Source organism: Streptomyces sp. NPDC047061, from assembly GCF_040643955.1.
In the GTDB taxonomy this organism is placed as follows: Bacteria; Actinomycetota; Actinomycetes; order Streptomycetales; family Streptomycetaceae; genus Streptomyces.
In genome coordinates, this window is the sequence record NZ_JBEYVI010000025.1 from 1 (window position 1) to 15504 (window position 15504).

At 72.7% G+C, this 15504-nt stretch carries 15 protein-coding genes, 1 other RNA gene and 1 pseudogene; 5 read left to right on the plus strand and 12 right to left on the minus strand.

Going from position 1 to position 15504, the window contains the following annotated elements; all coding sequences use genetic code 11:
- Positions 1-115: 115 nt before the first annotated feature.
- The 6 genes and pseudogenes from rnpB to ABZ887_RS30295 form a co-directional block, all read right to left on the minus strand.
- Positions 116-518: RNase P RNA component class A (gene rnpB, locus ABZ887_RS30270), an RNA gene on the minus strand.
- A gap of 118 nt (positions 519-636) precedes the next feature.
- A pseudogene (locus ABZ887_RS30275) lies at positions 637-1419 on the minus strand (DMT family transporter); the annotation flags it as partial.
- A gap of 16 nt (positions 1420-1435) precedes the next feature.
- A complete protein-coding gene (locus ABZ887_RS30280) occupies positions 1436-2203 on the minus strand; it encodes an AraC family transcriptional regulator (protein ID WP_361296324.1) in 768 nt (255 codons plus the stop codon).
- Between the two features lie 78 nt (positions 2204-2281).
- Positions 2282-2821 (minus strand): TetR/AcrR family transcriptional regulator, encoded by a 540-nt coding sequence (locus ABZ887_RS30285; protein WP_361295899.1) that lies wholly within the window; start codon positions 2819-2821, stop codon positions 2282-2284.
- Positions 2814-3233 carry a DUF4260 family protein gene (locus ABZ887_RS30290; protein WP_361295902.1) on the minus strand — a complete coding sequence of 140 codons (420 nt, stop codon included), beginning with the start codon at positions 3231-3233 and terminating at the stop codon, positions 2814-2816. The genes ABZ887_RS30285 and ABZ887_RS30290 overlap by 8 nt, the downstream gene beginning before the upstream one ends.
- A gap of 81 nt (positions 3234-3314) precedes the next feature.
- A complete protein-coding gene (locus ABZ887_RS30295; protein WP_361295905.1) occupies positions 3315-3935 on the minus strand; it encodes a TetR family transcriptional regulator in 621 nt (206 codons plus the stop codon).
- A gap of 46 nt (positions 3936-3981) precedes the next feature.
- Between ABZ887_RS30295 and ABZ887_RS30300 the strand changes: the two genes are divergently transcribed.
- On the plus strand, positions 3982-5664 hold the full coding sequence (locus ABZ887_RS30300) for an FAD-dependent monooxygenase (protein ID WP_361295908.1): 1683 nt from the start codon (positions 3982-3984) through the stop codon (positions 5662-5664).
- 39 nt (positions 5665-5703) lie between these two features.
- On the opposite strand, the gene ABZ887_RS30305 is transcribed toward ABZ887_RS30300, so the two are convergent.
- Entirely contained in the window at positions 5704-7140 is a 1437-nt protein-coding gene (locus ABZ887_RS30305) for an RNB domain-containing ribonuclease (RefSeq protein WP_361295911.1), read from the minus strand.
- Positions 7141-7229: 89 nt separating this feature from the next.
- On the opposite strand from ABZ887_RS30305, the gene yaaA reads away from it, so the two are divergent.
- Both yaaA and ABZ887_RS30315 read left to right on the plus strand, forming a co-directional pair.
- Complete coding sequence (gene yaaA / locus ABZ887_RS30310; protein WP_361295914.1) at positions 7230-8012, plus strand: peroxide stress protein YaaA; 783 nt, start codon at positions 7230-7232, stop codon at positions 8010-8012.
- Between the two features lie 104 nt (positions 8013-8116).
- The gene (locus ABZ887_RS30315; protein ID WP_361295917.1) at positions 8117-8779 is read left to right on the plus strand and encodes a bifunctional 4-hydroxy-2-oxoglutarate aldolase/2-dehydro-3-deoxy-phosphogluconate aldolase; all 663 of its coding nucleotides are present in this window, start codon (positions 8117-8119) and stop codon (positions 8777-8779) included.
- On the opposite strand, the gene ABZ887_RS30320 is transcribed toward ABZ887_RS30315, so the two are convergent.
- From ABZ887_RS30320 to ABZ887_RS30330, 3 genes are read right to left on the minus strand one after another with little or no spacing between them, the layout of a single operon-like run.
- Complete coding sequence (locus tag ABZ887_RS30320) at positions 8751-9998, minus strand: bifunctional RNase H/acid phosphatase (protein WP_361295920.1); 1248 nt, start codon at positions 9996-9998, stop codon at positions 8751-8753. The two genes, ABZ887_RS30315 and ABZ887_RS30320, sit on opposite strands and share 29 nt — an antisense overlap.
- A 40-nt stretch (positions 9999-10038) precedes the next feature.
- On the minus strand, positions 10039-10782 hold the full coding sequence (locus ABZ887_RS30325) for a C4-type zinc ribbon domain-containing protein (RefSeq protein WP_361296327.1): 744 nt from the start codon (positions 10780-10782) through the stop codon (positions 10039-10041).
- Positions 10779-11618 carry a Nif3-like dinuclear metal center hexameric protein gene (locus ABZ887_RS30330; RefSeq protein ID WP_361295923.1) on the minus strand — a complete coding sequence of 280 codons (840 nt, stop codon included), beginning with the start codon at positions 11616-11618 and terminating at the stop codon, positions 10779-10781. Before ABZ887_RS30330 ends, ABZ887_RS30325 begins: the two co-directional genes overlap by 4 nt.
- A 188-nt stretch (positions 11619-11806) precedes the next feature.
- On the opposite strand from ABZ887_RS30330, the gene ABZ887_RS30335 reads away from it, so the two are divergent.
- Together ABZ887_RS30335 and ABZ887_RS30340 are read left to right on the plus strand one after the other, a co-directional pair.
- Positions 11807-13072 carry a hypothetical protein gene (locus ABZ887_RS30335; RefSeq protein ID WP_361295926.1) on the plus strand — a complete coding sequence of 422 codons (1266 nt, stop codon included), beginning with the start codon at positions 11807-11809 and terminating at the stop codon, positions 13070-13072.
- A 95-nt stretch (positions 13073-13167) separates the two neighbouring features.
- Positions 13168-13320, plus strand: a complete 153-nt coding sequence (locus ABZ887_RS30340) for a hypothetical protein (protein ID WP_361295929.1) — start codon at positions 13168-13170, stop codon at positions 13318-13320.
- A 111-nt stretch (positions 13321-13431) separates the two neighbouring features.
- Here the strand turns inward: ABZ887_RS30340 and ABZ887_RS30345 are convergent, their stop codons facing one another.
- Together ABZ887_RS30345 and ABZ887_RS30350 are read right to left on the minus strand one after the other, a co-directional pair.
- Entirely contained in the window at positions 13432-14382 is a 951-nt protein-coding gene (locus ABZ887_RS30345; RefSeq protein WP_361295932.1) for a 3-oxoacyl-ACP reductase, read from the minus strand.
- Positions 14383-14396: 14 nt separating this feature from the next.
- Entirely contained in the window at positions 14397-15473 is a 1077-nt protein-coding gene (locus ABZ887_RS30350; RefSeq protein ID WP_361295935.1) for a Zn-dependent alcohol dehydrogenase, read from the minus strand.
- Positions 15474-15504 lie beyond the last annotated feature (31 nt).

Consider the following 15504-nt stretch of genomic DNA (forward strand, 5'->3'; position numbering starts at 1 on the left):
GCATGAATGAGAGACGGAAACGACGATACCCACGGCTCGGATTCGACCCGGATTCGACCCCACGAGTTTGTTTAGCCGATAAACATACGCCCTGAACTGCGGAAATGCAGAGCGGCAGACGAGTCGGGCTGTACGCCGGGTTCTGTTCCGGGGGTTCCTCGCGGAGCCCTCGGTGACGGCCATCCATCTAGGGCCGGTGTTGCCACCGGCCTCGTGCGGTCTACCCGGGGGCTCGGGCGGGCAGCCCTCGAACGTCCCCGCAGAAGCACCGGGGTGCTTCCTCTTGACCTTGCTCCGGGTGGGGTTTACCTAGCTGCCCAGGTCGCCCTGGGCACTGGTGGTCTCTTACACCACCGTTTCACCCTTACCGAGGACCGAGGTCCCCGGCGGTTTGCTTTCTGTGGCACTGTCCCGCGAGTCGCCTCGGGTGGCCGTTAGCCACCACCCTGCCCTGTGGAGCCCGGACGTTCCTCGGGAAGCCCCCTAGGGGGACTCCACGCGGCCGTCCGCCCGGCTCGTCTGCCGTGTCGACCATGTTACCGGGCGCTCCGGCCTCTTCGGTGCCGAGGACGCCGTCGCCAGCACCGAACCCGCCAGGATCAGCGCGAAGGACACGGCGATCGTCGGGGTGAAGCTCTCGTTCAGGAAGAGGGCACCTGCCGCGACCGCCACCGCCGGGTTGACGTACGTGATGACCGTCGAGCGGGTCGGGCCTATCTCCTTGATCAGTTCCAGGAAGGCCACGAAGGCCACCGCCGTGCAGAGGACGCCCAGGGCGAGGAGGGAGAGCAGGGCGTTCGTGGAGGGGAGGGAGGTGGGCCAGGTCGCGGCCGCCGCCGGGGCGTAGACCAGGGTCGCCAGGGTCAGGCACGGGGCTATCAGCTGCAGCGTCGGGACGTCCTTCAGGCGGCGGGCCGCTATCAGGGGGGCCGTGGCGTAGCCGATCACCGTGAGGAGGACCTCGCCCAGGGAGCGGGCGTCGCCGCCGGTGAGATGGGGGATGGTGAGGACGGCCACGCCGGCCAGGCCGATCAGGAGGCCTGCGATCCGGCGGGCGCCCAGGTGTTCGCGCTCGCCGCCGAAGTAGCGTGCCGCGACCACCCCGACGATCGGTACGCCCGCTATCAGCAGGCCCGCCGTCGAGCTGGACAGGTGGCGTTCCGCGTCGGTCAGCGTGAACCACGGGCCCATGATCTCTATGCACGCGAAGGCCAGCATCGGGCGCCAGTGGGTGCGGAGGGTGAGCCACAGGCCGCCCTGGCGGATCGCCAGCGGGAGGAGGAGCAGGGCGCCCACCGCGCAGCGCGCGAACACCACCGTCGACGGGGACACCTCGTCCACCGCCACCTTGATCATCAGATAGGGAATTCCCCAGATCACTCCCATGAGGGAGAACAGGAACCAGCCGCGTGCAGTCATGCGCCAAGCATCGGTGTCAGTACCGTGCCGCGTCTTGAACGCTGTTGCGGTACGCCGCCGGGGTCACCCCCAGCACCCGGCGGAACCAGCGGGTCATGTGGGCCTGGTCGGCGAAGCCGACGAGCGTGGCGGCCTCCGCGGGGCGCAGGCCCGCATCCAGGAGGGCACGGGCCCGGGTCACCCGGTACTGGGCCAGCCACGCGTACGGCGGGACGCCCATCGTCGTACGGAAGGTCCGCAGGAGCTGGTAGCGGGAGAGGCCCAGGTCGGCTGCCAGGTCGGCGAGGGAGGGAGGGGCGGTGAGTTCGTCGGCCAGGCGGTCTCGGACGCGGAGGGATATGCCGTGGGCTCCGGGGATCTCATCCCTCGCCGGCCGGGCCGTGGAGTGGCGCCGGGACAGGGCCGTCAGCAGCCAGGGGAGGCGGGTCTCGGCCTCCAGGGGGTCCGGGCAGGCGGCGAGTTCGATGTGGGCCTGGCGGAGGGCCGCGGTCAGTTCCGGGTCGTCGACGACCGGGTCCCGGAAGTGCGGTACGGCGTCCAGCGTGCCGTCCGCCAGCAGGGACGGGGCCACGTACAGGGCGCGGTAGGCGTAGCCGTCGGTCGGGGTGGCCGGGCCGCCGGTGTGCATCTCACCGGGGGCCAGGACGACGATCGCACCGGGGCCGGTGTGGATGTGGCCGCCCCGGTAGCCGATCACCTCGGAGCCGGCGACGCACACCCCGATCGAGAACTCGGCGTGCGTGTGCGGGGCGTACACGTGTTTGTCGAAGCGCGCGGTCAGCATGTCGAGCGGCGGGCCGCAGCGGCCCAGCCGTGCTCTTGTCCACCGTGCGTGTTCAGCCACCTTCGGCACCCCCTTGCGCTAAGGGTGCAACGTCCGCAGGCCCCGTTTCCATGCCGCGTCCAGGTCGGCGTCGTCCGGGAAGCGGCCGTGGATCTCCAGGATCACCATCCCGTGGGCGAACGCCCAGGTGGCGCGGGCGAGGTCGAGATCTCCGCCGCAGGCCCGCAGGAGGGGCAGAGCGGCCCTGTCCTCCAGTCCCGGCGGCAGGAGGGGACGGGGCAGGGGGCGTTCCGTGGCCAGGCAGTACAGGTGGGGGTGGGCCAGGGCGTATGCGCGGTACGCCTCGGCCAGCGCCTCCAGGGAACCGGGGGTGCGGGACGCCGCCGACTCCAGTGCCGCGGCCGACTCCTCCAGCATCTGCGCGATGAGTTCGACCTCTACGGCGTGCTTGTCGGGGAAGTGCTTGTACAGCGACGGCGCCTTGATGCCCAGGCGGTCGGCCAGGGTGCGCATGGTGAGGACGGCGGGGCCGGACTCCTCCAGCAGTTCCCGGGCCGCCGCCACGATCTGCCGTGCCCTTGCCGTCAGGCGCTCAGTCGCGTCAGTCGTGTCAGTCACGCTGGAAACCCTCCATCGTCCGCAGCCCGTACCCGAAAGCGCGATCGTACGAGATGTGGGCCAGCCAGCCGCAGAGGGCGGCGCACGCCGGGGGCCAGGTGAAGCAGGGCTGCGCCGCGTACGCCGCCAGCAGGATCAGCGGCACCAGCGCACGGTGCATCGCGTTGTAGTACGGCACCGCGCGCGGCGGCAGCTGGCCCTTCGCCATCCGGGGTGCCTCGTCCGCGGCCACCAGGAAGGTGAGGTCCGGGAGGATCAGGAAGAGCAGGGCGAGGGCGCCGGCGAGCCAGCCGTGGTTCACGCCTTCGAGGATCGCGAACACCGTCCAGAACAGGGCGGCGGCCAGCCACGCCGCGCGACGCGCCACCGTGGTGGCGCGGAGGGCCGGGGTGACGTTCGTGGTGCTGGTCATGGCTGCCTCCCGAGGGCGCTTCAGCTAACGTCGTTAGCCACGACGGTATAGCTAACGCCGTTAGCCGTCAAGCGGGTGCGGTCACGACACCATCCGCTCCAGCGCGTCGAACGCCGACCCCATCCGCTCCCGGTGGTCCGCGACGATCTCCGCGAACCTGTCGCCCGCCAGCTGGCGGCGCACGGAGGTGACGCACACCGTGCGGTACGCGGCGACGGTCACGGCCGCCACCAGGTCCGGGTCGGCGAGCCCGGCCTCGGCCAGCGCTCCGGCCAGCGCCCGTTCCACCTCCTCGACCGCCTCACGGGCCCGGGCCCGCAGCGCCGCCGAGTCGGCCACGACCGGCCAGAAGCCCGCGAAGTTCTCGCCCACCCCGCCCAGCGGATGCCGCGCGTCGATGAACCGGAAGGCCAGGCGGCGCAGCGCCGCGAGCGGGGCCTCGCCCGGCTCGCGGTCCCGCACCGCCCCCGCGAAGGCCGCGACGGCCTCCGGGATGCGGTCGAGGAACAGGTCCTCCTTACGGGGGAAGTAGTTGAAGACGGTCATCGCCGAGACCCCGGCCGCCCGCGCGACCTCCGCGACCGTCACCTGGTCGAAGCCGCGCTCGCGGAACATCACCGTCGCCACGTTCGAGATCCGCTGCCGCGTCTCCCGCTTCTTGCGCTCCCGCAGGGACTCCCCTGGCCTGTTTTCATCGATCACGAGAAAACTATAGCCGCTCGAAAATTTTAGTGACTACAGTGAAGTCATGAGCGAAAGCATGCGGAGTGCACGGACTGCACGGACTGCACAGAAGAACGACTACGACGTGGTGGTGGCCGGGGGCGGGCCCGTCGGGCTCTTCCTCGCCTGCGAGCTGCGGCTCGGCGGCGCGGACGTGCTGGTCGTGGAGCGGCTGGCCGAGGTGGACGAGACCATCAAGGCGGGCGGGATGAACACGGCGGGCGCGGTGACCCTCTACCGGCGCGGGCTCCTGCCCGACCTCACGGCGGCCTGGGAGCGGAACCGGTGGCGGATGCGGGCCTTCCTCGGGGACCGGGACCAGGGCCAGGACCGGAACCGAGACCAGGGCCAGGACCGGAACCGGGAGCAGAGCCAGGACCGGGAGCAAGGTGCCGGCGCACCCCGGACTCCCCCGAGGACTCCCCCGAAGTTCGCCGGGCACTTCGCCGGGATCATGATGCGCGGCGACCTGTTCGACGACTCCGACCCCGCGTTCGCCGACATCGGCCCCGCCGACGGCGTCGGTCTCGGTGTCCCGCAGGTGGAGCTGGAGCGGATCCTGGGCGCCCGCGCCGAGCGGCTCGGCGTCGAGGTCCGCCGGGGCGTGGAGCTCACCGGCTTCGACGCGGACGCCGACGGAGTCGTCGTGGACCTCGACGGGGACGCGACGGTCCGAACCGGGTGGCTCGTGGGGTGCGACGGCGGCCGGAGTACCGTCCGCAAGCTCGCCGGGTTCGACTTCCCCGGGACCGAGCCGGAGATCACCGGCTATCAGGCGGTCGTCGAGATGAGCGGCGGCGAGCGGCTCGGGGTCGGATGGAACACCACCGACGTGGGGACGTACGTCAACGGGCCCTTCCCCGGCCGGATCCTCACCGTCGAGTTCGACGGGCCGCCCGCCGACCGCTCCGCGCCCGTCACCGCCGAGGAGCTGCAGGCCGCGCTGCGCCGGGTGTCGGGGGTGGACGAGGTGACCATCCACGAGGTGCACTCCTCGACCCGGTTCACCGACAACGCCCGGCAGGCGAGCGGCTATCGCAAGGGCCGGGTGCTGCTCGCGGGGGACGCGGCGCACGTGCACTCGCCGTTCGGCGGGCAGGGGCTCAACCTCGGGCTCGGCGACGCCATGAACCTCGGCTGGAAGCTCGCCGCCGTGGTGCGCGGGCTCGCGCCCGAGACCCTGCTCGACAGCTACACCGCCGAACGGCACCCGATCGGCGCCTGGGTGCTCGACTGGACCCGCGCCCAGATCGCCGTGATGCGCCCCGACCGGCACGCCCGCGCCCTGCGCCGGGTGGTCACCGATCTCGCGCTGACGACGACCGGGACGACGTACCTCGTCAAGCAGATCTCCGGCGTCTGGCAGCACTACGACCTGCCCGGCGACCACCCGCTGACCGGGCAGAGCGCCCCGGACCTGGAGCTTTCCGACGGCACCCGGCTCGGCGACCACCTGCACGCCGGCCGGGCCGTCCTCCTCGACCTCGCCGACGACCCCAGGCTGCGCGCCCGGGCGGAGGGCTACGGCGACCGGGTGGAGGTCGTCACCGTGGGCTGCCCGGGGCGGCCGGAGCTGACCGGTCTCCTCGTCCGGCCCGACGGGTTCGTGGCCTGGGCCGCGGACGGAGACGGAGGCGAAAACGGTCAGGGAGACGGTCGGGGAGACGACCTCGACGACGTCCTGAGCCGCTGGTTCGTCGCCGCCTGAGCCTCGCGTCCGGCGGCTCCCGGACCGCCGCACGACAGCTCACGCGGGCGCGAAGCGCACCTTCGTAGTCCCCGGGTCGGCCTCCGTCAGCCGGACCGGCAGCCGCTCGCCCAGCGGAAGGGGCTCGCCGGCCTCGATCCGGCCTATGACGGCGGGCTGCTGCAACAGCACCTTCCCGACGGTCGGCCGGTGCGGCTCGACCTCCACCACGCACCCGTCGAAGATCTCGCCGACCCGGTCCTTGAGCAGGGCCGCCTCGACGATGTCGACGCATTCCCGCTCCACCGTGCCGGCCCGTCGCGCCCCCTCGGCCATCTGCTTGGGGAGCGTGTCCAGCGCCATCGGCACCCAGTCGGGCGGCTCCTCCCCCGCGGCCGCCGCCAGGCACAGCTCCGAGGCGTAGCGGTCGGCCAGGCGGCGCAGCGGCGCGGTGCAGTGGGCGTAGGGGGCGGCGACGGCCGCGTGGGTGGTGTGCGAGGGGAGGGCGCCGTCCTGGAAGACCGTGTAGCCGGCGCCGCGCAGGAGTGTGGTGCACTCCTGGAGGAAGGCCGCGTGGCGGGGGCGGCGCGGGTTCAGGGAACGGATCAGCGCGGCGTACGAGACATGGTGCGGCCACTCGATGCGCAGCGCGTGCGCGGTACGGCGCAGGCGGGCGACCGCGCCGTCGGGGGCGACCGGGAGGGTGCGCAGGACGCCGGTGCCGTAGGCCAGCATCATCTCGGCGGCGGCCATGCCGGTGAGCAGGGAGATCTGGGCGTTCCAGGCGTCGGCGGGCAGCGGGGCGCGGTAGGTGAGCTCGTAGGTGTGGTCGTACTCGACGATCTCCTGCTCCGGCACGTTGAGGGAGATGCCGCCGCGCTCCACCTCCAGGCGTTCGCGGGCCTCGCCGATCTCCTTGAGCAGGGCGACGGGCTCCTCGGCGGTGCCTTCGTCGATCCGCTTCTGCACGCCCGCGTAGTCGAGCTTGGCCCGGCTGCGGACGAGGGCCCGGCGGACGTCGGCGGTCCGCGTCCGTCCGTCTCCGTCCAGGTCGATGGTCCACAGGACGGCCGGGCAGGTCTGGCCGGGGAGCAGGCTGGCCGCGCCCTCGCTCAGCACGGCGGGGTGCAGCGGGACCTTCTCTTCGGGGAAGTAGAGGGTGTTCACGCGGTGGTGCGCCTCGGAGTCCAGCGCGCCGCCGGGTACGACGAAGGCCGCGACGTCGGCGATGGCGTACCGGACGCGGTAGCCGCCGTCGTGCCGGGACAGGTGCATGGCCTGGTCGAGGTCCTCGGCGGTGGGCGGGTCGACCGTGAAGAAGGGGATGTCGGTCGCGTCGTGCCCGGGCACGGCCGGGAACCTGGCGACGCCCTCGGCCTCCTGGAGGACCTCGGGCGGGAAGCTCTCGGGGACGTGGAGGTCGGCCCGGAGCGCGGCGAGCGCGGCCCGGAGGGGGGCCTCGGGGGCACCCTTGACGCGGATGTGGCGGCTGGGCATAGGACGAGCGTAGTCACAGGACGCCGGTCCGGCCCCTTACGCTGGCGCGAAGCGTTGATGATGAACGTCGTTGGTGAAGAGGAGTACCTGTGCTGGTCCTGCTGCCGCCCTCGGAGGGCAAGGCGTCCTCGGGCCGTGGTGCCCCGCTGAAGCCGGAGTCGCTGTCCCTGCCGGGGCTCGCGGCGGCGCGCGAGGCGGTGCTGGCCGAACTGGTCGACCTGTGCGCCGGTGACGAGGAGAAGGCCCGCGAGGTGCTCGGGCTGAGCGAGGGGCTGCGCGGCGAGGTCGCCAAGAACGCGGCGCTGCGGACGGCGGGCGCGCGGCCGGCCGGGGAGATCTACACCGGGGTGCTGTACGACGCCCTCGGCCTCGCCGCCCTGGACGCCGCGGCGAAGAAGCGGGCCGCGCGGTCGCTGCTGGTCTTCTCGGGGCTGTGGGGTGCGGTCCGGGTGACGGACCGGATCCCGTCGTACCGGTGCTCGATGGGGGTGAAGCTGCCGGGGCTGGGCGCGCTGGGTGCGCACTGGCGGGGGCCCATGGCCGAGGTGCTGCCGGAGGCGGCCGGGTCGGGGCTGGTGCTGGACCTGCGGTCGGCGGCGTACGCGGCCGCGTGGAAGCCGAAGGGGGAGGTGGCCTCGCGGACGGCGACCGTGCGGGTGCTGCACGCGCCGACACGGAAGGTGGTCAGCCACTTCAACAAGGCGACGAAGGGGCGGATCGTACGGAGTCTGCTGGCCGCCGGGATCGCGCCGGGTGGTCCGGCCGAGCTGGTGGAGGCGTTGCGGGAGCTGGGGTACGAGGTGGAGGTGGCGGCGCCTGGGAAGGCGGGGCAGGCGTGGTCGCTGGATGTGCTGGTGACAGAGGTCCACTGACGCCACCGGTGACAGAGGGTCGCTGACGCCACCGGCACCCTGTCGTATTGCAGCATGCGCAACGCTCTTTGCGCGCTCTGCATCGCCTCGGCAGGATGTTCGTCATGCCCACCTCCCTGCTGGACCTCGCGCCCGTCGTGCCCGTCGTAGTGATCGAGGACGCCGACGATGCCGTGTCGCTGGCTCGGGCGCTGGTGGCCGGTGGGCTGCCCACCATCGAGGTGACCCTGCGGACCCCGGCCGCGCTCGACGCCGTCCGGGCGATCGCCGGTGCGGTGCCGGAGGCGGTGGTCGGGGCGGGGACCGTTCTGACACCGGAGCAGGTGACGGAGTGCGTGGCGGCCGGAGCGCGGTTCCTCGTCAGCCCGGGGTGGACGGACGGGCTGCTGGCGGCGATGGCCGCGTCCGGGGTGCCGTACCTGCCGGGGGTGTCGACCGCCTCGGAGGTGGTGGCGCTGCTCGAACGCGGGGTCCGGGAGATGAAGTTCTTCCCGGCGCAGGCGGCGGGCGGCACGGCGTATCTCAGGTCGCTCGCCGGTCCGCTGCCGCAGGCGCGCTTCTGCCCGACGGGCGGGATCGGCCCGGACAACGCGCCGGAGTACCTCGCCCTCCCCAACGTCGGCTGCGTGGGCGGCACCTGGATGCTTCCGGCGGATGCCGTGGCGGCCCGGGACTGGGCCCGTGTCGAGTCGCTGGCCCGGGCCGCGGCGGGACTCGGGCCTGGGCCGAAGGCCGGGCTCAGGGACGCAGGTGGGACGTCTCGTTGAAGAGCCGTACGCTCGCGTTGCCGTCCGCGTAGTACGCCACCGCCGACAGCGAGGCCGCCGACAGTTCCATGCGGAACAGGGACTGGAGCGGGGCGCCGAGGGCGAGTTGCACGAACGTCTTGATCGGCGTGACGTGCGTGACGAGCAGGACCGTGCGGCCGGCGTAGGCCGCGATCAGCTTGTCCCGGGTGGCCGCGATGCGCTCCGCCGTCTCGGCGAAGCTCTCGCCGCCGCCGGTGGGGTGGGCCGACGGGTCGGCCAGCCAGGTGGTCAGGTCGTCGGGGTAGCGCTCGCGGACCTCGCCGAAGGTGAGGCCCTCCCAGTCGCCGAAGTCCGTCTCCTTGATGCCCTCCTCGATCGTGACGTCGAGGCCGAGGCGCTCGGCGACGGCCGCGGCGGTCTGCCGGGTGCGGGTGAGGGGGGAGGCGAGGATCGTCTCGATCGTGCCGCGGCGGGCGAGGGCCTCGGCGGCGCGCTGCGCCTGCTCCCGGCCGACGGGAGAGAGTTCCGGGTCGGTGCCGCCGCTGCCGGAGAAGCGTTTCTGGGGGGTGAGGGGGGTTTCGCCGTGGCGGAGGAGGACGAAGGTGGCGGGGGCGCCGAGGTCGGGGGCCGAGCTCCAGCCGGGGGTCGCCACACGGCTCGCGGCGCGGGTGTCGGCGGTGGTCCTGTCGGCCGTCGTCACAGTGCCGGTGCGTGGGGGCTGGTCGCGCAGTTCCCCGCGCCCCTTTCGGGGCGCTGCCGGTGCGGTTCGTTCCTTCGCGCCCGCATCCAGCTCAGCCATGGACACCGCAGCCGACCACTGCTCGCCCCGCTTGCCCGCGTCCATCGCCTCGTTCGCCAAGCGGTCCGCGTGTTTGTTCTGCTCTCTCGGGATCCACTCGTACGTGACCTGGGCCGCCGGGAGCACCCGGGCCGCCTCCGCCGCCAGCGGCTTCATGTCCGGGTGCTTGATCTTCCAGCGGCCGGACATCTGCTCGACGACCAGCTTGGAGTCCATGCGGACGTGGACGGTCGCGGAGGGGTCGAGGTCGTGGGCCGCGCGCAGGCCGGCCAGGAGGCCGCGGTACTCGGCGACGTTGTTGGTGACGACGCCGAGGTACTCGGCCGCCTCCGTCAGCGTCTCGCCGGTCGCCGCGTCGATGACCACCGCGCCGTAGCCGGCCGGCCCCGGGTTGCCCCGGGAGCCGCCGTCCGCCTCGACGATGAACTCCCTTGCCACGTAAGCCCCTTGAGTGTTCCTGCTGCGGTGTTCCTGGTTCCTACAGACCCGACTCGGACGTGCGCACCAGGATGCGGCGGCAGTTCTCGCAGCGCACCACGGTGTCGGGTGCGGCCGAGCGGATCTCGGCCAGCTCGGTGATGGCGAGCTCCTGGCGGCAGCCCTGGCAGGTGCGGGCGTACAGCTTGGCCGCGCCGATGCCGCCCTGCTGCTCGCGCAGCTTGTCGTAGAGCTTGAGGAGGTCGGCCGGGACCGAGCCGGCGATGACCTCGCGCTCCTTGGTCACCGTCGCCACCTCGGCGTCGATCTCCTCGGACGCGGAGTCGCGGCGCGCGGTGGCCTCGTCGATCCGGCCCTGGACCGCGCCGACCCGCTCGGACAGCTCGGCGACCCGCTCCTGCGCGGACTCGCGGCGCTCCATGACCTCGAGGACGACGTCCTCCAGATCGCCCTGGCGCTTGGCGAGGGAGACGATCTCCTTCTGGAGGTTCTCCAGGTCCTTCGGGGAGGTGACCGCGCCGGAGTCCAGGCGCTGCTGGTCGCGGGCCGCGCGCTGGCGCACCTGGTCCACGTCCTGCTCGGCCTTGGTCTGCTCGCGGGCGGTGTCGCTCTCCTCGGTCTGCCCGGCCACGAGCAGGTCGCGCAGCTGGGTGAGGTCCTTGGTCAGCGACTCGATCTCGGCGTGCTCGGGCAGCGACTTCCGCTTGTGCGCCAGCTGCTGGAGGCGTACGTCCAGGGCCTGGACGTCGAGGAGTCGGATCTGGTCGGCGGGCGCGGCGTTCAGTTGGGGGCTCCAAGGGACGGTGAGTGGCTGGTCCAGGGGTCGGTGACCGTCTTGGAGACGTGCACGCGAAGGTCCCAGCCGTGGCGGTCGGAGATTTCGTCGAGCTGGGCTGCGGCCAGCTCGCACCAGGGCCATTCGGTGGCCCAGTGCGCCGCGTCGAGCAGCGCGAGGGGGCTTTGGGCCACGGCTTCGGAGGCCGGGTGGTGGCGCAGGTCGGCGGTGAGGAAGGCGTCCACCCCGGCGGCGCGCACGACGTCGAAGAGGCTGTCGCCGGAGCCGCCGCTGACGGCGATCGTGCGGACGAGGGCCTCGGGGTCGCCGGCGACGCGGATGCCCTGGGCGGTGGCGGGGAGACGGGCCGCGGCCCGTTCCGCCAGCTCCCGGACGGTGACGGGGTGGTCCAGCTCGCAGACGCGGCCCAGGCCCCGGCGGCCCTCCGGGTCCGTCGGGTCCGGGACCAGGGGGCGTACGACGCGCAGGTCCAGGGCGCCGGCGAGCGCGTCGGAGACGCCCGGGTCGGCGGTGTCGGCGTTGGTGTGGGCGACGTGCAGCGCGATGTCGTTCTTGATCAGGGTGTGCACGGCCCGGCCCTTGAAGTGGGTGGCCGCGACCGTCGTCGTACCGCGCAGGTAGAGCGGGTGGTGGGTGACCAGCAGGTCGGCGCCCAGCTTCACCGCCTCGTCGACGATCTCCTGGACCGGGTCGACGGCGAAGAGGACCCGTGCGACCTCCTGGTCGGGGTCGCCCGCGACCGTACCGACCGCGTCCCAGGACTCGGCCCGTTCGGCGGGCCACAGGTTGTCCAGCGCGGCGATGACTTCTGACAGACGGGGCACGGGGAAAAGGCTACCTGCCTGTTCCACGGGGCTGTACCTGCTCGCCCATGGGAGGCAACGCGCAGCACACCTGCCCCCGTTTCCTCAGGCGAATCGCCGAGTGTGCACCCGTATGTGTGAAGTCGTCGGCGGCCGGTGCCCCGCCTGTGCGTACGAAAACTAGTTTCGTGGCCGGAGGTGACCGAACGATGACGGCCTGTGCGATCGAACCCTCGGCTGCGGACGAGGACGACAGCGCGCCGGGGGCGGGCTGCACCATCACGGTGGACGGGGCGTACGCGGCCCGGCTGGCCCAGCAGGATGGTTCCTGCTTCCCGGAGCGGTGGACGCTGGACGGCCCCGAGCCGTACGCCGTTCCGCTCCCCGGCAACCAGCCGGAGGAGCCGGGCACGGAGGTGCAGCCGATGGGCGACGGGCGGGTGCTCATCCGCCGGCTGGTGGACGGGCGGCACCACTTCGCCCTGCTGTACCCGACCGGGCCGGGCACCGGTGAGCTGCCGCTGGGCGCGGTGGAGTGCCCGGACGGGGGTGCCGACGAGGGCGCCTCGCTGCTGCGGCTGCTGCCGCCGGCGCCGGGGGGTGTGCGGGCGTACGCGCTCGCCGTGGGGCCGCGTTCGTCGGTGGTGTGGCTGGTGGCGGGCGGGGCCTTCGGTCCTGAGCGGCTCGCGGTGGTGCCGGGGCGGTGTTCGGGCGGGGTCTGGCTGGACCGGGACGGGCGGATGCTGGCCCTGGACCGGGAGCTGGGCGGGCGGACCAAGGCGGTCGTGGTCGACCTGGAGCGGGGCGGCGAGGTGTCACCGCTGCTGCAGATCGCGGCGGACAGCGACGACCGGCTGCTGCTCGCCGACCCGGACAGCGGGCTGATCCTGGTCGGCTCGGACGCGCCCAGCCCCGGGCAGGAACGGTTGGGCTGGGGTGTCCTCGGCAGCACGCTGCCGGTGCGCTTCCCGGAGAGCCTGCGGGTGCCGGAGTGCCCGGACTGCGTGGTGACGCCGTTCGCCGTGCAGCCGGGGCAGGTGCTGGTGCCGGAGAGCTGCGGGGTGGCGCTGCGGATCGACGGCCCGCTCGGCAGCTGGGTGGGCGCCTGGCGGCCCAGAGCGCGCAGGATGTGCCATCTCCCGGCGCCGGAGGGGTGGTTGTCCGGCGCCGGGCTGTGGACGCAGGACGGGGTGCTGCGCCTGCCGTACGCCACGGGGGAGGTCCCGTGCGGCGTGGCGGCGGTGGCGGTGCCCTGGGGGGAAACGGGGGGTTCGGGGGAGACGGGGGAAACCAGGGGAACGGGGGAGTACGGGGGGCCGGGGGACGCGGGCCCGGGGGATCCGGTTCATGACGGCGCGGCTGCCGGGGCGTCGGGTACGCCCGGGGAGCAGGCGGAACCGGATCCCCCGGGACCTGTCGTGGCCCGCCCGGTGCCCTTGCAGCAGGCCCCGTTGGCCCGGCTTGTAACGAACTAGCACCGGACGGCGTGCCCGCCTGGATCCGCCCCGTGGTGCGCCCGATAAACTCGGCGCGCTGTAGAAAGATCATGTTGACGGGGTGAATTCTTCCGATGAGCGACGCCAGCACGTCCCAGCCGCTGTCCGCCGACCTTCAGGAAACGGACGGCCACGGCAAGCACCGCGGTCATGTCTCGGGGCAGGAGAGCGAGACGGCCCCCAGCGGCCGGCACCGCAAGCCGGAGCCGGCCGAGACGGCGGCCTGACGGGGGTAGGCAGTTAGGTAGGCAGGGGGCTCACCGGTTGGCTGGTGAGCCCCCTTCTTCATGCCCTGCCCAGTGGTATGTCACATGCCACCCTCGGCGCTATGTGACATATCACTGCCGCTTCAGCCCCAGCACCTCCGCCGCCGCGAACGTCTCCCCCGCCGGCCGGTCCGCGTAGTGCGGGGTGAGCAGGGCGTCGAGTTCGTCGTAGCTGAAGGTGTCCTGCTTGCTGTCGAACTTGGCCTGGACGCGCGGTCGTTCGACGATCGCGACCATGCCGCCGTGGACGACCAGCAGCTGGCCGTTGATCCGCTCGGCGGCCGGGGAGGCCAGGTAGCCGACGAGCGGGGCGACATGCTCGGGTGCGAGCGGATCGAGTCCCTCGGCGGGCTGCTCGAACCCGGCGAAGACGTCCTCGGTCATCCGGGTGCGGGCGCGCGGGCAGATCGCGTTGGCGGTCACGCCGTACTTGGCGAGGGCGAGGGCGGTGGAGGTGGTCAGGCCGACGATCCCGCCTTTCGCGGCCGCGTAGTTGGGCTGTCCGGCGGAACCGGCGAGGAAGGCCTCGGAGGAGGTGTTGACGATCCGGCCGTAGACCTTCGCGCCGCCCGCCGCCTTGGACCGCTCCCGCCAGTGCGCCGCCGCGAAGTGGGTGGTGTTGAAGTGGCCCTTGAGGTGGACCCGGATCACCGAGTCCCACTCGTCCTCGGTCATGGAGAAGACCATGCGGTCGCGCAGGATGCCGGCGTTGTTGACGAGGATGTCCAGCTTGCCGTAGGTGGTTGTCGCAAGCGTGAGAAGGTCTCGCGCCTGTGAGAAGTCCGCGACATCGCCGGTGTGGGCGACCGCCCGGCCGCCCGCCGCGCGGATCTCCTCGGCGACCTGCTCGGCGGGTGCCGCGGAGGCGGCGCCCGAGCCGTCGCGGCCTGGCTGGCCGAAGTCGTTGACGACGACGGCCGCGCCCAGCCGGGCCAGTTCGAGTGCCTCGGCCCGGCCGAGGCCGCGACCGGCTCCGGTCACGATCGCGGTGAGTCCCTCCAGCGGCCTCTCCGGCATCGACATGCGGCGGCTCCTCCTCAGATCTCTATGCAGGTGCGCAGCGCGGTGCCCGTGCGCATCTGGTCCAGGGCCTCGTTGATCTCCGCCAGCGGCACCCGGTGGGTGATCAGGCCCTCCAGGTCGATCCGGCCGGCCCGCCACAGGGCGATGGTGCGCTCGTAGGAGCGGACCACGTCTCCGCCGCCGTACATGGAGGGCAGGATCCGCTTCTCGTCGAAGAACAGCTCGAACATGTTGAGCTGGAGGAAGTCGTCCATGGCGCCCGCGCCGACGACCACGAGGGTGCCGCCGCGCCGGGTGTTCTCGTACGCGGTCCGGGCGGTGGCGGACTTGCCGACGACCTCGAAGACGTAGTCGAAGCCCTCGCCCGCGGTGACCTCCTGCTTGGCGCCGGGCAGTTCGTCGGGCGAGACCGCCTTCGTCGCCCCGAACCGGAGCGCCGACTCGCGCCGCGACTCGACCGGGTCGACGGCGACGATCTCGGCCGCGCCCTTGAGCCGTGCCCCCTGGATCGCCGAGATCCCGACGCCCCCGCACCCGATCACGGCGACCGACGAACCGGCTTCCACGTCGGCCGTGTTGAGGGCCGCGCCGAGCCCGGTGGTGACCCCGCAGCCGATCAGCGCGGCGATGTCGAAGGGCACGTCGTCCGGGATCGGCACCGCGCACCCGGCGTCGACCACGACCTCCTCGGTGAAGGTGCCGGTGCCCGCGAAGCCGAAGATGTCCGCGCCGGAGCGCCGGAAGTTGGGGGTGCCCGCGTTCATGAAACCGGCCAGACACAGCTCGCTCTGCCCGCGCTTGCAGGCGGGACAGGCACCGCAGGCCGGCAGCCAGCAGACGACCACCCGGTCGCCGGGCTTGACCCGGGTGACGCCCTCCCCCACCTCCAGGACCTCGCCCGCGCCCTCGTGGCCCGGCACGAACGGTCCCGGCTGCGGCAGCACCCCGCTCATCGCCGACAGGTCCGAGTGGCACAGCCCTGTGGCGCGCACCCGGATCCGCACCCTGCCGGGCCCGAATCCCACCGCCTCGACGTCGTCGAGGACGTCCAGCTTCTCCTGGCCGATCTCGTGCAGTACGGCTGCGCGCATGGTGCGGCTCCCCTCAACTGCTCAGCTGCTC

Coding starts and splice junctions, on each gene's coding strand:
- ABZ887_RS30280 (WP_361296324.1), bottom strand. CDS start 2,203: ATGCTGACCGCGCGCTTCGACAAACACGTGTACGCCCCGCACACGCAC.
- ABZ887_RS30290 (WP_361295902.1), bottom strand. CDS start 3,233: ATGACCAGCACCACGAACGTCACCCCGGCCCTCCGCGCCACCACGGTG.
- ABZ887_RS30300 (WP_361295908.1), top strand. CDS start 3,982: ATGAGCGAAAGCATGCGGAGTGCACGGACTGCACGGACTGCACAGAAG.
- ABZ887_RS30305 (WP_361295911.1), bottom strand. CDS start 7,140: ATGCCCAGCCGCCACATCCGCGTCAAGGGTGCCCCCGAGGCCCCCCTC.
- ABZ887_RS30315 (WP_361295917.1), top strand. CDS start 8,117: ATGCCCACCTCCCTGCTGGACCTCGCGCCCGTCGTGCCCGTCGTAGTG.
- ABZ887_RS30335 (WP_361295926.1), top strand. CDS start 11,807: ATGACGGCCTGTGCGATCGAACCCTCGGCTGCGGACGAGGACGACAGC.
- ABZ887_RS30340 (WP_361295929.1), top strand. CDS start 13,168: ATGAGCGACGCCAGCACGTCCCAGCCGCTGTCCGCCGACCTTCAGGAA.
- ABZ887_RS30345 (WP_361295932.1), bottom strand. CDS start 14,382: ATGTCGATGCCGGAGAGGCCGCTGGAGGGACTCACCGCGATCGTGACC.
- ABZ887_RS30350 (WP_361295935.1), bottom strand. CDS start 15,473: ATGCGCGCAGCCGTACTGCACGAGATCGGCCAGGAGAAGCTGGACGTC.